The following is a 16,413-nucleotide window of genomic DNA, read 5'->3' as shown; positions in this document are numbered from 1 at the left end:
ATTTTGTGGAATATACCTCACTAGCATTAAAAACTAGCTAAATCTGCTTTAATGTGAATAAGTAACAAAGATACTACAACTTATTTTGATGTGCTTAGCTGTTTTGTTAATTCTTACAAATACCTAAAAGTGATTTTGTTAGAGCTGTTGTCCTATTATAAATACGCAGAAACCGTCATGACTATTAAAGTGAAAACAACCAAAATAATAAACAAAGGCATGATGAATTTTAACCATTTATTGAATCCTACTTTTACTATGGCTAACGATGCTAGAATTAAACCTGTTGGATTAATTAAATAAAATAAGCCCATACCATATTGGTAAGCATTTACCACAATTTCCCTGCCAACACCAACCGTATCTGCTAAGGGAGACATAATAGGCATCGTTAACACCGCCATGCCAGAGGAACTTGGGATAAAAAAGGATAGCAGGGCGTAAATACCTGTCATTGCGCTAGCAAATAAGCCCTTATTCATACCACTGGTAACATTACTTGCGTAATATAACATCGTATCGCTAATCAAGCCGTCTGCCATGATAACTGTAATCCCTCTTGCTATACCAATTATGAGAGCAACACCTAACAAATCGCCTGCACCTTTTACAAACGTATCAACGAAATCTGATTCTTTAATTTGAGTAATCACACCTATAACAATAGCCCCTACTAAAAAAGTAGCTGTCATTTCTACAAACCACCAGTCTAAGAATACCACGCCAAAAATCATAATAGCAAAACACATCGCGAATACAAAAAGTGCTAAGCGCAAACGTGTTGTGAATGTCACAGTTTCTGTGCTTGTATTTCCAAACAATGCAGCAATTTGTTGCTGTTGCTCGTAAATAATAGAAGTTGTTGGATCGCGTTGCACACGTTTTGCATAACGCATAATGTAGGCTATACTTATTGTCAAGCACGCTAAAAGCATTAAAATACGCCCAACTAAACCTGTGGTCCAATTAATACCTGCAGAATCACTAGCTATAATAGTACTAAATGGATTAATAGTGGAGCACATAGTACCAATAGAAGACCCTGCAAAAATGCAAGCAACACCAACCAAAGCATCATACTTAGCGGCCAAGAAAACGGGAATTAAAATAGGATAGAAGGCGATGGTCTCTTCTGCAAAACCAAACGTTGTTCCTCCTGCAGCAACTAAAACAGTTACTAAAATTATTAATAAAAATTCGTTACCCTTTAAAAGGCTAGCTAAAGAAGCAATACCCGCATCAAAGGCGCCAGTGCTATTAATAATCCCAATTAAACCACCAATAATTAGTACTAAGAAAATAATATCGGCTGCCGCTATTATTCCTTTTATTGGTGATTTAATAAACTCTAAAACCCCTTGCGGTTTAGCTTCTAGCTTTTTGTAAGTGTTTGGAATGTTTATGGCTTTATAAATATCACCATTAGTAAATTTTTCCAATGGAATTTTAATAGCCAAAGCATCTAAGGTTCCCTGAGTTGCAGGTAATTTTTTAGTCTCCGCCGTGCTGGTTTGTATGAAAAGATGTTCTGTTTTATTATAGATTAACATGTCGTATTTTCCTGCCGGAATAAACCAGGTTAATAAGGTCACTAATGCAGCGATAATTAGTAAAATAGACTGTGCAGATGGAAATTTAATGTTCTTCATGGGTGTTATTCCTGCAAAGACAGAAAACTGTATTTAATAGTTATTCGTAAATTTATTTTAGACTAGTATAAGCTAAATCGTCGAGGACTTACCTTTTTAGGGGTACAAAATCGTGAAATTTCTTTAACAAGACTAAAGATAGTCTTATTTTTAATCTGAATAATTAAAACGATGATAGCAGACCTACACGACAGTTGGAAAATACATTTACAATCTGAATTTGAAAAGCCTTATTTTAAAGCGCTTATGCAGTTTGTTACTTCTGAATATGACACGACACAGTGCTTTCCACCAAGCCAACTAATTTTTAATGCGTTCGAAAAATGTCATTTTGATGATTTAAAGATAGTGGTTATTGGGCAAGACCCTTACCATAATAGTAACCAGGCGAATGGTTTGTGTTTTAGTGTAAACGAAGGGGTAACACATCCACCGTCATTAATCAATATTTTTAAGGAAATCGCCAGTGATTTAGGAACCGCTTATCCAGAAAACGGAAATTTAGAACGTTGGGCCAAACAAGGTGTCTTTTTACTCAACGCTACCTTAACGGTTAGAGCACACAATCCAGGAAGTCACCAGAATAGGGGGTGGGAAACTTTTACTGATGCCGTTATTAGAACGATAAGCAATGAAAAAGAAGGTGTTATTTTCTTGCTTTGGGGTGGATTTGCTAAGAAAAAAATAAAACTCATTGATGAAGAAAAACATCATATTTTAACTTCAGGACATCCTTCGCCATTGAGTGCTAATCGCGGGTATTGGTTTGGTAATAAGCATTTTAGTGAAACGAATAACATTTTAAAAAAGAAAAATTTAAAAACAATAGCGTGGTAGCTTAGTTTACAGTAAATGCATAAGCACCATTTGCATTAGCACCTACCATAGTTGAACTTATAGTTATTAATGCTTTTTCGTAAATACCGCCATCCATTCTTAGTTTACCATCATTATCTGTTAAAAATCTACTTCCAGCTAAGTAAAATATTCCAGATTCTGGTAAAAGGATACTGAATTTGTTTTTGTATGAGGTGCCATCAAAGATACTACGAGCAGTTATAGTTTGATTTTCAACTAGTGTTTCACCTTCAATATTAGTAATGTTATCTGAAGTTAGTGGAATTTCAGCAATAGTACCAAACGATGTTAGTTTGTAAAGGGTAAGCGTATGATAATATCCTGACTGTCCAGCCTCTGCATAATCATAATCTGTTAATAGAATATTTTGTCCGGTAGAAGTAATCTGCTCATTCAAAATATTGGTTTCTATGATAATACTTTCGTTTATGTTAAGAGTAGTTTCATTATTTTCAATGTGAACAACAGTATTGTTAATTATATCAATTTGAGTAGGGAAGAAGTCATCATCCTCACATTGTGTATTTGTAAAACATAACGTAATAACAATAAAAAAACTAAAAAATTTGAACGCTTTCATATTAATGCCATTTATTCTTTAGATGAAAGAATAGTGAAGTGGTTGCGTGGAAACGACTAAAGTTTTTCGACCAAATCCTCATAGTCCCATTTTTCATGAATTATATTTAATGCAAATAATTGATTCTGAACGTTCTCTACAGTTTCTCTAGAAATATTTTTTTGAGACCAATGTGTTAAACTTAACCATTCCTGCACGTCTTCCAATTCTTGCTCATAACGATTAGCAATCATTTTATCGATACTTGGAATCTCCTTAAACTGCGAAGTGGTCTTATTTACAATGTCTAAAATTGTTTTTACAGCATCTTTATTCGATTGTAAAAATTCCTCACGAACGGCAATAACAAAACAAGGCCAAGGGCTAGGGCAATTACCAACACGTCTAAAGGTACCATTATCGACCAAAGGTTTCGTTGTAAATTTTTCCCATAGGAAATAATCGGCACTCCCCTCTGTTAAACCTTCTACAGCACCCTCTAAATTTTTTATAACTTCAAAGTCCAGATCTTTTTCTAGATCCCAATTATTATTTTTAGCATTTATGTAGGCCATTAAGTGAGATCCCGAGCCATAACGACTAATGGCTGCTTTTGTACCTTTAAGGTCTTTGATGGTTTGGTATGGTGAATCACTAGCAACATGAATGCCCCATATAAGTGGTGATTCTACAAATACCTGAACAATTTTACTTTTATTTCCTTCAATGATGTCTTTGATAATGCCTTCAGTTAAAATAACAGCCATATCTATGTCACCATTACGTAAGCCTTTACACATGGCACCAGTACCATCAAAATAGTCTTTCCAACGAAAATTTATGTCTGCTCCTTTGTACTCACCGTTTTTAAGTCCTAAGTACCAAGCCAGATTAAAATGTTCGGGCACACCGCCAATATTAATTGTCTTCATCAATTATTCAACTATTTTATTTAATGTATATTCAATCAATCTATTGACTGTTTCTGTTGGGTTTTCACTGAATTCTCCTGTTGCACGATTGGCAATGATGGCATTCATGGATAATGCGCGATGTCCTAAAAGTTTCGAAAGACCATATATACCTGCTGTTTCCATTTCCAAATTGGTAATGCTTTTACCTTCAAAATTGAAGCTTGCTAATTTGTCGTTTAAATCCTTATCCTGAAGCGCTAAACGCAATACACGCCCCTGCGGGCCGTAAAAGCCAACGTTAGTGGCAGTAAAACCTAAATGCGTTTTATTAGAAGATAGTTTTTCCATGAGTTGCGCATCACCTTTTACCACATACGGACTAGATTTAGCTTCAAACCAGTTGGTATGTTCCATCAGGGCCTTTGAAATGTCTTTATACTGAAAGGCTTCACTATCATAGAAATGTAATAAACTGTCAAAACCCGAGGCATATTCACTAATTAAAAAAGCATCTAAAGGAATAGCTTTTTGAATGGATCCAGAAGTCCCAATACGAATAATATCAAGGCTTTTTAAAGTTTTGTTGATTTCTCTGGTCTTCAAATTAATATTAACTAGAGCATCTAGTTCATTAAAAACAATATCAATATTATCTGTACCAATTCCTGTGGATAGTACTGTTATTCTTTTGCCTTTGTAAAGTCCCGTTTGCGTATGAAACTCACGTTTTTGTGTTTGAAACTCAACAGAGTCAAAGTGCTTTGTTACACTGGCCACCCGATCTGGATCACCAACCGTAATAATGGTATTTGAAATCTGTTCTGGATGTAAATTTAAATGATAAACACTACCATCTGGATTTAGGATGAGTTCTGATGCTTTAATGGGCATTTACTATTGTTTTTATAAGTTTATTTTCTTTTTTGTTATACTGAAAATCTGTTCTATTGACCCCTCCAAATTGAAAATCAAATGCTAATTCTTTAATGAAATTCTTTTGATGTTCTATAGCCAAATGACCATTTCTATTGAGTATTAAGGTGTCTTCAGTTTCAGCATAAAACAAGGATAACTCATTAATCATGCGTTCTAGTTGAAGCTCTACAAAGCCATAATAGCCTTGATAATGCAAACAATATCCAAGCAATTGATGCCGTGATTTTATTTGATGTTTTTGAATGAGTTTTAAGGTGTTGAATTCTAGTGTGCTTAATCCGCTACGTGTATCGGGAAAGCGTCTCATGTGTGCTTTCAGGCAATTACTTAAGTATTTAAAACTTGAAGGTCTTACAATTAACTCTGTGAATAGGTTATGGTCATCTTCACAATAAATACGCCAAGCCTTTTGAGCGGTAGCAATATCGTCTACGTTAAGCTTAATCTTATTTTCATAATGATTAAATAATTGTTTTTCTGTTAATTGTGCCAGAGCTTTTAATTCTTTTTCACCTTCAACCCGACCACTACAAACCAAAAATAATGGCAGTTTAATGTTTTTTTGTTTAATTAAACAAATGGCAGCAATTAAATTAATGTGGCTAAATAAATTGTATTCAAACCATAAAACAATCTCTGAATAGTTTGAGGTGTTCTTTAGTTTATCAAACTCATTTTTAATTTTTTCTACATCATATTCAACGTTATACACACGCTCTAGAAACTTTTTTCTTAATTTAAAAAACGCTGGAGTATTTATTTCTTTTAACGTAGGGCCTTCACAAAGTATTTCATGCCAAGTTAGAATGTCTCCTTCAAATTTTAATTTTGTGAGATAGTCAGTTATGCTTAAACCATTAACGATATGAAGTGTTGTATTTGACATGATTAGCCTCCAACTCGTTTTACATTAAATCCTTTTTCTTTTAAGATTGCCATGATTTTGTCACGATAATCCCCTTGAATGATTATTTTATCCTCTTTAAAACTCCCCCCGACACTCAATTTTTGTTTTAACTCTTTTGCAAGTGCTTTAAAATCTTCGGTAGCACCTGTATAGCCTTCCAAAATAGTAATGGGTTTGCCTTTACGTTTTTCATATTTACAAATAATAGGATCGTCTTGTAACCATAAAGAAGTGGTTTCTTTACTTGGCTCAACTTCCTTTTCGTGGTGCTCTGGAAAGAGATTTTTTAGTTGATCTTTTAAATCCATTGTCTTTAGTGTGCAATTGATAGTCTTCAGTCTACAGTGTATGCGTTAAAAAAAATCACCTCATGTAACCTGCGTACTGTTTACTTTTTTAAACCCAATTCAATCAAACGTTCATCTAGAAACTCACCAGCGGTGATGTCTTCAAATTGTTTTGGGTGCTCTTTATCGATACAACTCTCCAAAACATCTAGGTTCATTTCACTAATGGGGTGCATAAAGAAAGGAATAGAGTAGCGGCTGGTTCCCCAAAGCTCTCGTGGTGGATTAATCACTCTGTGAATCGTAGATTTTAATTTATTGTTGGTATGTCGTGATAACATATCACCAACATTTATCATGAGCTCGTCTGGCTCAGCGATAGCGTCAATCCACTCTCCTTTATGGTTTTGTACTTGTAAACCACGCCCTTGTGCGCCCATCAAAAGCGTAATTAGATTAATGTCACCGTGAGCAGCAGCACGTTCGGCAGCTTTAGGTTCTTCGCTAATTGGTGGGTAATGAATAGGTCTTAAAATAGAGTTGCCATTATGAATATAGTCGTCAAAATAGGTTTCTTCCAAATCTAAATGCAAAGCCAATGCACGAAGGACATATTTTGCTGTTTTTTCAAGCATTTGGTACGCTTCTTTTCCTACCTTATTAAACGCAGGAAGCTCTTTAACTTCAACGTTTTCAGGGTATTCTTTTGCGCGTTCTGGATCATCTTCAACATATTGACCAAAATGCCAAAACTCTTTTAAATCACCTTCTTTTTTACCTTTAGCGCTTTCCTTTCCGAAAGACACATAACCGCGTTGCCCTCCAATACCTGGTATTTCATAGTTTTGTTTTGTTTCAACAGGAAGCGAAAAAAAGTTTTTTATTTCACTATATAAGCTATCTACTAAAGCTTCGTCTAAAAAGTGTCCTTTTAAAGCCACAAACCCTATGTCTTGATAGGCTTTACCAATTTGATCTATAAATTTTTGCTTTCTTACGGGATCTTCAGATAGAAAGTCTTGTAAATTAACACTTGGAATACTTGTCATTATCATACCTTTTAATAATCTTCTACTACAAATGTAGCGAAAAACAAGCAAATTATATAATTGATAATTCTTATTGTTAATAATTGATTTTTCTGCAATAATCTTATATTTGACAAACTTTTTTTATGAAGTCTAAGATACTTATGGAATCAAATATTGCTTACAAGAAACATAAACTTTCTAACGAAATTTTAATTGCATTGTACAAGAATATGCTTAAACCTCGGCTAATCGAGGAGAAGATGCTTATTTTATTAAGACAGGGAAAGATTAGTAAATGGTTTTCTGGTATTGGCCAAGAAGCGATTTCTATAGGGGTTACTATGGCAATGCACCCTGAAGAATATATCCTTCCAATGCACAGAAATTTAGGTGTTTTTACGACTCGTGAGATTCCTTTGCATCGTTTATTTAGTCAATGGCAAGGTAAAGCCAATGGTTTTACTAAAGGTCGTGATCGTTCCTTTCATTTTGGAACACAAGAGTACAATATTGTTGGTATGATTTCGCACTTGGGACCACAATTTGGTGTTGCCGATGGTATTGCATTAGCGAGTAAATTAAAAAATAAAAATCAAGTGACTGCTGTATTTACAGGAGAAGGTGGAACCAGCGAAGGGGATATTCATGAAGCTTTAAATGTGGCATCGGTTTGGCAATTACCAGTCTTATTTTGTATTGAAAATAATGGCTACGGACTATCAACACCAACACAAGAACAATACAATTGTAAGGATTTAGCCGATCGTGCTTTAGGTTACGGTATGGAATCTCATATTATTGATGGCAACAATATTATTGAAGTGTATTCTAAAATTTCAGAAATTACCGCTAGTATGCGTGAAAATCCGCATCCTGTTTTAATCGAATTTAAAACCTTTAGAATGCGTGGTCATGAAGAAGCGAGTGGAACAAAATATGTACCTCAAGAACTCTTGGATGAATGGGCTGCTAAAGATCCGATAGATAATTTTCGTTCTTATTTGATAGAAAAAGAAATACTTTCAGAAAAGCAAGACACCATTTTTAAAGCACAATATAAAGCTGAAATTGATACCGATTTGGTGGCTACAAATGCAGAAGCTATTATCACTCCCTCTGAAACTGAAGAGTTAAATGATGTCTTTCAAGATTTTGAATACCAAGAGGTTAAAGAAAATAGTGAGACAAAAGAATTACGTTTAATAGATGCCATATCGGAAGGGCTAAAACAGGCAATGGAACAACATGATGACCTTATAATTATGGGGCAGGATGTTGCAGAATATGGTGGTGTTTTTAAAATCACAGATGGTTTTGTAGAGCAGTTTGGTAAAGATCGTGTGCGTAACACACCCATTTGTGAATCGGCGATTATTGAAGCAGCTATGGGCTTGAGTATTTCTGGTATTAAGAGTGTTGTAGAATTGCAGTTTGGCGATTTTATAACTTCAGGGTTTAATCCTGTGGTTAACTATTTAGCCAAGTCTCATTACCGCTGGAATCAGAATGCAGACATTGTTTTGCGTATGCCTTGCGGTGCAGGAGTCGCCGCGGGACCTTTTCACTCTCAAACGAATGAAGCGTGGTTTACTAAAACACCGGGCTTGAAAGTTGTGTATCCAGCATTTCCAAAAGACGCTAAAGGGCTTTTAGCGACCGCTATTAATGACCCAAATCCAGTATTGTTTTTTGAGCATAAGGCCTTGTATAGAAGTATTCGTCAAGAGGTGCCAACAGATTATTTTACGATTCCTTTTGGGAAAGCAGCAAAGCTTAGAGAAGGCGAGGATATTACTGTTATTGCTTACGGTGCCGCTGTGCATTGGGCTTTAAATGCCTTAGATAAACATCCAAACATCTCTGCAGACATGATTGATTTAAGATCATTGCAGCCTCTAGATACGGAAACCATTTATGCCTCTGCTAAAAAAACAGGGAAGGTAATCATACTTCAGGAAGATTCTTTATTTGGTGGTATCGCGAGTGACATTTCGGCATTACTTATGGAGCATTGTTTTGAATATTTAGATGCGCCTGTAAAACGTGTAGCAAGTATGGAAACTCCAATTCCATTTATTAATCAATTAGAAGACCAGTATTTATCGCGTGATAAGTTTGAAGGTGAGTTACTTGCATTAATAGCATATTAAGAACGCTATACATTTATCAGATTACTAAAATTACATACCAACATGTTAATGAAAACAAGTATTTATTCATTGTTAGCACTTCTCTTTATTGTAACGAGCTGCAAAACAGAAAAAAAGGAAGCTGCTTATAAATCGGTGGAAATTCCTGTGGCAAAAAAGATAGCGACAGAATTAAGGATTCATAATGACATAAGAATAGACGACTATTTCTGGATGCGCCTAAGTGATGCACAAAAAAACGCTGATACTTCAGATGCACAAACACAAGATGTATTAGATTATTTAGAGACTGAAAACACATATTTAGAAAAAGCCATGGGGCATACAAAAGGGTTGCAAAGTATATTGTATGACGAAATTGTAGGCCGTATTAAAAAAGATGATCAATCAGTACCAGTGAGTAATAGAGGGTATTCTTATTATACACGTTATGTTGAAGGGGATGACTACCCATTGTATTGTAGAAAAAAGGTGGATGGCACGGGTAATGAAGAAATCATGTTAAATGTTCCTGAGTTAGCTAAAGGACACGCATATTATGGTGTTGGAAGCCGCACAATTAGTCCGAATAACACTCTAATGGCATTTGGTATAGACACCTTGTCAAGGCGAAAGTATGATGTTTATTTTAAGGATTTAGATACGGGCGAACTCCTCGAAGATGTTCTTACTAATACCACAGGAAGTGCTGTTTGGGCAAATGACAACAAAACGGTTTTTTATTCGACAAAAGATCCCGTAACGTTAAGAGCAAACAAAATTTTTAAGCATGTTCTAGGGACTAAGCAAGCTAAGGATGTTTTAGTTTTTGAAGAGAAAGACGAAACGTATAGCACGGGTGTTTATAAGTCAAAATCTGAAGCTTATTTAATGCTATATAGCTCTCAAACACTCTCTACTGAACATCAATATTTAGATGCCAACACTCCTAATGGTGAATGGAAAGTCATTCAGCCTAGAAAAAGAAATTTAGAGTATAGTGTTGGTCATTTTGGCGATTATTTTTATATCCGAACAAATTTAGATGCTAAGAACTTTAAAATAGTAAAAACACCAATTACTGCAACGGCTAAAGAAAACTGGGAAGATATAATACCTCATAGAGCAGATGTTTTAGTTACTGGTATTGATATTTTTAATGATTACCTAGTTCTAGAAGAGCGCATTAATGGCTTAAGCACTATTAGAATTAAACCTTGGAGTGGTGTAGAGCACTACATTGCGTTTAATGACCCGGCATATGTAGCACTTCCAACAGCTAACCCAGATTTTAATACAAAAATGCTTCGCTATGTTTATACTTCTTTAACAACACCTCTAAGCACCTTTAATTATAATATGGCTACCAGAGAACAATCCTTGTTAAAACAGGAAGCGGTATTAGATCCCAATTTTTCTCCAGCGAATTATAGTTCTGAGCGACTCACCGTAACAGCTAGAGACGGTGCTAAAGTACCACTGTCTATTGTATACAAGAAAGGAACTAAAAAAAGTGATACTACCCCTTTACTCCTTTATTCTTATGGTTCTTATGGCAGTAATTCTGAACCTTTTTTTAGTTCAGATAGATTAAGTTTACTTGATAGAGGGTTTATATATGCTGTTGCCCACATTCGTGGTGGTCAAGAAATGGGTAGAGATTGGTATGAAGACGGAAAATTACTAAACAAGAAAAATACCTTTACAGATTTTATCGATTGTGGTGAGTATTTGGTTAAAGAAGGCTACACGAGTAGTGATCACTTATATGCATTAGGAGGAAGCGCAGGAGGCTTGTTAATGGGAGCTGTAGTTAATATGAAGCCAGAACTATGGAATGGCGTCATTGCTGCTGTACCATTTGTAGATGTGGTTTCAACCATGCTAGATGAAACCATTCCGCTAACTACTTTTGAATTTGATGAATGGGGTAACCCGAAAGAAAAAGAATACTACGATTATATGAAATCGTATTCGCCTTACGATAATGTTGTTGCTAAAGACTATCCCAATATTATGATTACTACTGGTTATTGGGATAGTCAAGTGCAGTATTGGGAACCAGCAAAATGGATAGCTAAACTAAGAGCTTTAAAAACGGATGATCATTTGTTAGTTATGGATTGTAATATGGAAACTGGTCATGGTGGTGCCTCAGGGCGTTTTGAAAGATATAAACGTACCGCACTTAATTATGCCTTTATGCTAGATTTAGAAAATATTTCAGAATAAAAAAATAAGAGCCTGTAAATTATTTACAGGCTCTTTAATGGTGAAAACCGATTTGCAAAAACTAATGTGCATAACGTGTTACGCCTCTCCATAGACCATCTTTTGTATTCCTAAACTTATAAACGCCTTTAATAGTACATAAGCGGTCGTTAGTGATTCTTTGAGATGTTCTTAAGGTATTAATTATGGCTTTCATGATTTCCAGGTTTTTGATTGATTGATTGATGATTTCAGATATTATCTGTGACGTCGTTTTGAATTCCAAGTATTACTTTTTGTGCCTTGTAATCTTCCTGACAGTTGGTTGTTGTTTAAAGTTCTCATGATATTAAGTTTTTAATTGATTGATTGATGATTTCAGATATTATCTGTGACGTCGTTTTGAATTCCAAGCATTACTTTTTGTACCTTGTAATCTTCCTGTTAATTGGTTGTTGTTTAAAGTTCTCATACTATTAAGTTTTTAATTGATTGATAATTATTGATTTATACTATATAGACGACAAACATTTAATTTTGTTACAGTACTATGTAAAACCAAGTACTTTTTTAACACATTTTAACAATTAAACGGAGTCATAGTTTAACTAAAACAGGGTGGGACTGGATGATTTCATGAAAAGTTTAAAAAAGTTAAATAGATTAATAAAATTTTAGCATTTAGGTATGGTTTTTGGTTTATTTTCGACAAACCATTGTATAAGAGATGAAATTAAAATTGTTTTTCATAGTCACTTTTCTTTTTACACTTCATATAAGTGCACAAATAGATAGTGAAAATAAGTCAATAGCTATACCAGCTGAAGAAGTTGAAGATCCAAAGGAAGACAACGAATTAATTGTTAGACCGGCAGAGATGGATAGTCCTAAGCCTGATGAAACCTCCGAAAATGAAGTGGTTTTGCCAGAAACAGAAGCACTTCCAGTTGCCAAAAGAAAAGAATTTTCGATAACTAAGGACAATGAATTTAGAAATCCTGCAGAGCTCTTCCAAAAGCAATTAAAGAATGCACTTAAATTAAAAGAAGATAGAGAACGTAAACATAACGGCAGTGAAGTTACCCAATATCTGGGAGAGTTTAGTACCAAAACAAAGCGCGTCAATATTATTTACAGAGACCATCAGGCACCTGATGGTGATTTAATACGTGTTTATGTGAATGATGATGTTGTTCAAACGCGCGTTTTATTAGAGACTCACAGTAAAGGTTTCTTTCTGAATTTAACACCAGGGAACAATATTATAGATTTTGAAGCTTTAAATCAAGGGACAAGCGGACCTAATACAGCAGAATTTCAAGTGTTAGATGCCCAAGGAAAAGTAATTGTTTCTAATCAATGGAACCTGGCTACGGGTGTTAAAGCAACGATTACTATAGTCCAGGAAAAAGAATAATAAAAGTAAACTTTAATATTTTCTTTAAAATATCAATCAAAATCCGTATTTTTACAAAAATTTTTGCTAATTCCGGCAACAATTAAATTATACACTTAAAAAAGAATGGCAAAGTCGCAACAGACATTTAACAAATTAGAAAAAGAAAAAAAGCGTCTTAAGAAGAAGGAGGACAAGAGAAAGAAGATGGAGGCTCGTAAGGCTGAAAGAGAAGAAAACGGAACAGATGGCATTCAGTTTGCCTATGTAGACTATAATGGCAATTTGGTAGATACTCCGCCAGATCCAGAAGATAAAATCAAAGTTAAAGCAGACAATATCGTTTTAGGCGTGCCTAAAAAAGAAGATCTGCCAGAACAAGACCCTATTAGAAAAGGAAAAGTTTCTTTTTACGATTCTTCTAAAGGTTTCGGTTTTATCATTGATGCAGAAGATTCAGAAAAATACTTTTGTCACGTGAGTGGTTTAATAGATGAAATCACAGAAAATGACAAAGTACAGTTTGAACTGGAAAAAGGGATGAAAGGCTTAAATGCCGTTCGTGTTAAGAAAATATAAACTCACTTTTAATTTGTAAGAAAAACCTCAATTATAGTCTAATTGAGGTTTTTTTTGTTTTATACTAATAATAAACGAGGCGTTCGTGAACTTAATCTTAACATAAATACCGTTATTTTTTTTATTTAAAGACATAAAAAAACAACAAGCGTATCATTATGAGATGGCGTTTTTTATGGGTTTAATTTTTAATTATTGGTTCAGAGAGGCCTAACACATTATATAAGCTAGCAATAGCGCTTAACTGTTTTGCTATAAGTGCATTTTCCTTGAGCTGTGTATCAATTAATTTTTGTTCTCGAGCATTTATTAAAAACAATGAACTTTCTCCTAGGAAAAACTTACGGTCCTCTGCATTAACCAGTGTTTTATAATCTTCTATAATCTCATTTATAAGTTTAGTTTGTACTTCTAATGAAAGTATTTCGGTATTTACTGCGTTTATTTTATTTTTCAGGTTGAGTGTTATGGCGGTACGTTCAAAATTAGCCTCCTGTAATTTTAGATTCGCCAGCTTTAAATCACCACGTTCCTTTCGTAATAAAACTGGAAAGCTGAAGTTTACAAAGGCCTTATAGTTTGCTGTATTAAAGGTGTTAATTTGATCGAATTCTGGTGATAAAAAGTTGTACTGAAGCGCTAGCTTTGGCAATAATTTATTTTGTTTGAGCGCGCGGTTTATTGATAAACCACCAATTTTAGCCGCTATACTTAATAATTTAGGATGACTTTCTAACATCGCATTAGTGTCTGTAATTCCTTCCAATACTAAAGCCATTTCTAGATTTTGCTTTTCGGGACGTACAGGTAGCACATTATCCTGTATTTCCAGAGGCACATTATTTAACCATAAATAGTTGCTTACTTTTAAGGTTGCTTTTCTTCTTTTTAAAGATGCTTCTTCCAGATTAAGTTGTCTGTTTTTTAAGACAATACGGGCTTCAGTGACATCAATCATTGCTTTTTCGCCGACGGCGGCACTGCGTTCCACCGCGTTAAATCTCGTAGATGCATTTTTAAGAAATTCCGTGTAAATACCTTGCTCGTTTGTCGCTTCAAGCCATTCAAAATAGGCGATACTTGCCTCAAAAATCAGGTTGTTTACAATTAAATCCCGATCTGCTTTTGTTTGCTCTCTAAAAAAACGCGCTTCTTTTAATGCTGCCATGCGTTCATTAATTAAAAAGCCTTGTGCTAATGAAAATGAAACACCCGCACTATATAATCCGCCATCAGGCACCGTTAGGTTTGGATTCAAGAATGCCCCGGTGTTCTCTTCAAAATTGGCTTTAAATTCAATACCATACCAAGTAGGGATTTTAAAGGTGGCATTAAGTTGGTCAAAATACTCTGTGTTTTTGAATTTTTTTCTGTCATAATCTACTTCAATTTTTGGATCGAAACCACCACGTGCTTTTAGCAAACTGGCTTCACCTACATTTAGAGTTAAGTTCGCTTGCTTCATTAGTGGGTGATGCAATTTTACGTAACCCAAATATTCCTCTAAAGACAACTCTTGTTTAAGCTCAAGACTTTCTGATTGCCCAAAAGTAACGGTTATGCTAAGTAACAATAAGAAAAGAATACTATGATTAAATGTAGTCATTTACTTCTGGTCTTTTTTTAGTTCATTCTTAGGTTCATAGTAATTAGGCGGGAAGCCATTGACTTTACGCCATAGTTCAAACCAAATGGGTACATCTTCTAATAAACCGAGTGCTTTTACTCCAGATCCTACGCGAATAGCTTTCGGCCATGGATAATCTTCGGGATCTGGTGCCAATAGGATTCTAAATTTTCCATTATCACTAATAAAACTTTCTATGGCTACTACCTTTGCTCCATAGGTTCCGTATGACACGTTGGGCCAACCACTAAAAACAATTGCTGGCCAGCCATCAAACTGCACTCTAAACGTTTCGCCAAGGTGTACTAATGGTAGATCTATAGGTTTAATGTAAGTTTCTACGGCGACATCATAATTAGCGGGCATAATACCAACCAAACGTTCTCCCTCTTTAAAGCTTTCTCCAATACCAGTTTTTATGGCTTTGTTTATATAGCCGTCCAATGGGGCTCTAATGTAATACATCGCATTACGCATGGCGTAATTTGTATAATCATTTTCTAGTTTTGAGACTTGCGCTTCAGTATCAAACTGATTTGATTTAGCAGTGAATTTATCACTTTGTGCTTTTGATATTTTGTCAATATATTCAGCTTGAATGCGGTTTATTTCTACTTCTGCATTTAATACTTCATTTTTAGCGGCTAAATATTTGTTTTCTAGGGAAATAAGTTTAGCCTGTGTTTCTTGAAGTTTGAGACGTTTCTCTTCAACCTCTGTTACCGATTTTAAGCCTTCATTTTGTAGGGTTTCAATTCGTGCAAATTGTTTTTCGGCAATGTTTAAATTGGTTTTAGACGCTTCATAATCTATGCTATCACTCTTAACTTTAAGTTTGCTCTGTAACAATTTATTTTTCGCTTGTTCCAACTTTAAAACGCGTTCTGTAGCTAAAGCACCAATTTGGTTGTTTAACGCATTTACTTTTGAACCGTAACTTTCTACAGAAAAGTTTTTGGATTGAATTTGCTCTCCTGTTCGTTTTACGAGATCAGGATTGAAATACTCATTCTTAACTTCAGAAACAAAAAGAATTGTATCTCCTTTTTTTACAAAATCACCTTCTTTTACGTACCACTTTTCAATACGCCCTGGAATTGGCGATTGAATACTTTGTGGTCTTTGATCAGGTGTTAAGGTCGTTACAGCTCCATTTGCAGTTATGTTTTGTGTCCAGGGTAAAAACAAAGTAATAATGCACAGTACGGCAAAAATTAGTAACAGTCTATTAAAATTTTTAAAGTGCTGTTTCCCAAAAGCCTTTTTTGAAGACTCGAAATGTGAAATATCAACTTTAGTATTTAATCTATTCTCTGAAATATTTAACATG

General features: G+C 34.8%; 15 protein-coding genes. 5 read left to right on the top strand and 10 right to left on the bottom strand.

The features are described from left to right. Positions 1-155: 155 nt before the first annotated feature. A complete protein-coding gene (locus GQ46_RS02305) occupies positions 156-1,649 on the bottom strand; it encodes a YfcC family protein (protein WP_044398000.1) in 1,494 nt (497 codons plus the stop codon). A gap of 171 nt (positions 1,650-1,820) precedes the next feature. Here GQ46_RS02305 and ung point away from each other — a divergent pair, with 171 nt between their 5' ends. After that, a complete protein-coding gene (gene ung, locus GQ46_RS02300; RefSeq protein WP_044397998.1) occupies positions 1,821-2,486 on the top strand; it encodes a uracil-DNA glycosylase in 666 nt (221 codons plus the stop codon). Between the two features lies 1 nt (position 2,487). Here ung and GQ46_RS02295 read toward each other — a convergent pair whose 3' ends face one another. The 6 genes from GQ46_RS02295 to GQ46_RS02270 all read right to left on the bottom strand — a co-directional run bounded on the left by GQ46_RS02295 (position 2,488) and on the right by GQ46_RS02270 (position 7,159). Continuing rightward, positions 2,488-3,087 (bottom strand): hypothetical protein, encoded by a 600-nt coding sequence (locus GQ46_RS02295; protein ID WP_044397996.1) that lies wholly within the window; start codon positions 3,085-3,087, stop codon positions 2,488-2,490. A gap of 56 nt (positions 3,088-3,143) precedes the next feature. Continuing rightward, the gene (locus GQ46_RS02290) at positions 3,144-3,998 is read right to left on the bottom strand and encodes a substrate-binding domain-containing protein (RefSeq protein WP_044397994.1); all 855 of its coding nucleotides are present in this window, start codon (positions 3,996-3,998) and stop codon (positions 3,144-3,146) included. 3 nt (positions 3,999-4,001) lie between these two features. After that, positions 4,002-4,871, bottom strand: coding sequence for a nucleoside phosphorylase (locus tag GQ46_RS02285; protein WP_044397992.1), 870 nt, complete (start codon positions 4,869-4,871; stop codon positions 4,002-4,004). Beyond that, positions 4,861-5,802 (bottom strand): DUF1835 domain-containing protein, encoded by a 942-nt coding sequence (locus tag GQ46_RS02280; protein WP_044397990.1) that lies wholly within the window; start codon positions 5,800-5,802, stop codon positions 4,861-4,863. Before GQ46_RS02280 ends, GQ46_RS02285 begins: the two co-directional genes overlap by 11 nt. A 2-nt stretch (positions 5,803-5,804) precedes the next feature. Continuing rightward, complete coding sequence (locus tag GQ46_RS02275) at positions 5,805-6,131, bottom strand: translation initiation factor (protein ID WP_044397988.1); 327 nt, start codon at positions 6,129-6,131, stop codon at positions 5,805-5,807. Positions 6,132-6,211: 80 nt separating this feature from the next. Continuing rightward, the gene (locus GQ46_RS02270; RefSeq protein ID WP_044397986.1) at positions 6,212-7,159 is read right to left on the bottom strand and encodes an isopenicillin N synthase family oxygenase; all 948 of its coding nucleotides are present in this window, start codon (positions 7,157-7,159) and stop codon (positions 6,212-6,214) included. A gap of 143 nt (positions 7,160-7,302) precedes the next feature. Here GQ46_RS02270 and GQ46_RS02265 point away from each other — a divergent pair, with 143 nt between their 5' ends. Together GQ46_RS02265 and GQ46_RS02260 are read left to right on the top strand one after the other, a co-directional pair. Next, complete coding sequence (locus tag GQ46_RS02265; protein WP_044397984.1) at positions 7,303-9,291, top strand: dehydrogenase E1 component subunit alpha/beta; 1,989 nt, start codon at positions 7,303-7,305, stop codon at positions 9,289-9,291. Between the two features lie 48 nt (positions 9,292-9,339). Beyond that, positions 9,340-11,502 carry an oligopeptidase B gene (locus tag GQ46_RS02260; RefSeq protein WP_044404421.1) on the top strand — a complete coding sequence of 721 codons (2,163 nt, stop codon included), beginning with the start codon at positions 9,340-9,342 and terminating at the stop codon, positions 11,500-11,502. A 61-nt stretch (positions 11,503-11,563) separates the two neighbouring features. On the opposite strand, the gene GQ46_RS18035 is transcribed toward GQ46_RS02260, so the two are convergent. Beyond that, positions 11,564-11,698, bottom strand: coding sequence for a hypothetical protein (locus tag GQ46_RS18035; RefSeq protein WP_255350624.1), 135 nt, complete (start codon positions 11,696-11,698; stop codon positions 11,564-11,566). Positions 11,699-12,208: 510 nt separating this feature from the next. On the opposite strand from GQ46_RS18035, the gene GQ46_RS02255 reads away from it, so the two are divergent. Then, entirely contained in the window at positions 12,209-12,898 is a 690-nt protein-coding gene (locus tag GQ46_RS02255) for a hypothetical protein (RefSeq protein ID WP_044397982.1), read from the top strand. A 105-nt stretch (positions 12,899-13,003) separates the two neighbouring features. Further along, complete coding sequence (locus GQ46_RS02250; protein ID WP_044397980.1) at positions 13,004-13,456, top strand: cold-shock protein; 453 nt, start codon at positions 13,004-13,006, stop codon at positions 13,454-13,456. Positions 13,457-13,637: 181 nt separating this feature from the next. Here the strand turns inward: GQ46_RS02250 and GQ46_RS02245 are convergent, their stop codons facing one another. Together GQ46_RS02245 and GQ46_RS02240 are read right to left on the bottom strand one after the other, a co-directional pair. Then, positions 13,638-15,062, bottom strand: a complete 1,425-nt coding sequence (locus GQ46_RS02245) for a TolC family protein (RefSeq protein ID WP_044397978.1) — start codon at positions 15,060-15,062, stop codon at positions 13,638-13,640. Further along, complete coding sequence (locus GQ46_RS02240) at positions 15,063-16,412, bottom strand: HlyD family secretion protein (RefSeq protein ID WP_044397976.1); 1,350 nt, start codon at positions 16,410-16,412, stop codon at positions 15,063-15,065. Between the last annotated feature and the right edge of the window lies 1 nt (position 16,413).

This window comes from Lacinutrix sp. Hel_I_90, from assembly GCF_000934685.1.
Classification (GTDB): Bacteria; Bacteroidota; Bacteroidia; order Flavobacteriales; family Flavobacteriaceae; genus Lacinutrix.
The sequence above is the reverse complement of the archived record's forward strand: the minus strand, read 5'-3'. Positions and strand labels throughout refer to the sequence as shown.

What these genes read in the sequence shown, in the direction of transcription:
- GQ46_RS02305 (WP_044398000.1), bottom strand. Translation starts at nt 1,649, where the DNA reads ATGAAGAACATTAAATTTCCATCTGCACAGTCTATTTTACTAATTATC.
- ung (WP_044397998.1), top strand. Translation starts at nt 1,821, where the DNA reads ATGATAGCAGACCTACACGACAGTTGGAAAATACATTTACAATCTGAA.
- GQ46_RS02295 (WP_044397996.1), bottom strand. Translation starts at nt 3,087, where the DNA reads ATGAAAGCGTTCAAATTTTTTAGTTTTTTTATTGTTATTACGTTATGT.
- GQ46_RS02290 (WP_044397994.1), bottom strand. Translation starts at nt 3,998, where the DNA reads ATGAAGACAATTAATATTGGCGGTGTGCCCGAACATTTTAATCTGGCT.
- GQ46_RS02285 (WP_044397992.1), bottom strand. Translation starts at nt 4,871, where the DNA reads ATGCCCATTAAAGCATCAGAACTCATCCTAAATCCAGATGGTAGTGTT.
- GQ46_RS02280 (WP_044397990.1), bottom strand. Translation starts at nt 5,802, where the DNA reads ATGTCAAATACAACACTTCATATCGTTAATGGTTTAAGCATAACTGAC.
- GQ46_RS02275 (WP_044397988.1), bottom strand. Translation starts at nt 6,131, where the DNA reads ATGGATTTAAAAGATCAACTAAAAAATCTCTTTCCAGAGCACCACGAA.
- GQ46_RS02270 (WP_044397986.1), bottom strand. Translation starts at nt 7,159, where the DNA reads ATGACAAGTATTCCAAGTGTTAATTTACAAGACTTTCTATCTGAAGAT.
- GQ46_RS02265 (WP_044397984.1), top strand. Translation starts at nt 7,303, where the DNA reads ATGGAATCAAATATTGCTTACAAGAAACATAAACTTTCTAACGAAATT.
- GQ46_RS02260 (WP_044404421.1), top strand. Translation starts at nt 9,340, where the DNA reads ATGAAAACAAGTATTTATTCATTGTTAGCACTTCTCTTTATTGTAACG.
- GQ46_RS18035 (WP_255350624.1), bottom strand. Translation starts at nt 11,698, where the DNA reads ATGAAAGCCATAATTAATACCTTAAGAACATCTCAAAGAATCACTAAC.
- GQ46_RS02255 (WP_044397982.1), top strand. Translation starts at nt 12,209, where the DNA reads ATGAAATTAAAATTGTTTTTCATAGTCACTTTTCTTTTTACACTTCAT.
- GQ46_RS02250 (WP_044397980.1), top strand. Translation starts at nt 13,004, where the DNA reads ATGGCAAAGTCGCAACAGACATTTAACAAATTAGAAAAAGAAAAAAAG.
- GQ46_RS02245 (WP_044397978.1), bottom strand. Translation starts at nt 15,062, where the DNA reads ATGACTACATTTAATCATAGTATTCTTTTCTTATTGTTACTTAGCATA.
- GQ46_RS02240 (WP_044397976.1), bottom strand. Translation starts at nt 16,412, where the DNA reads ATGTTAAATATTTCAGAGAATAGATTAAATACTAAAGTTGATATTTCA.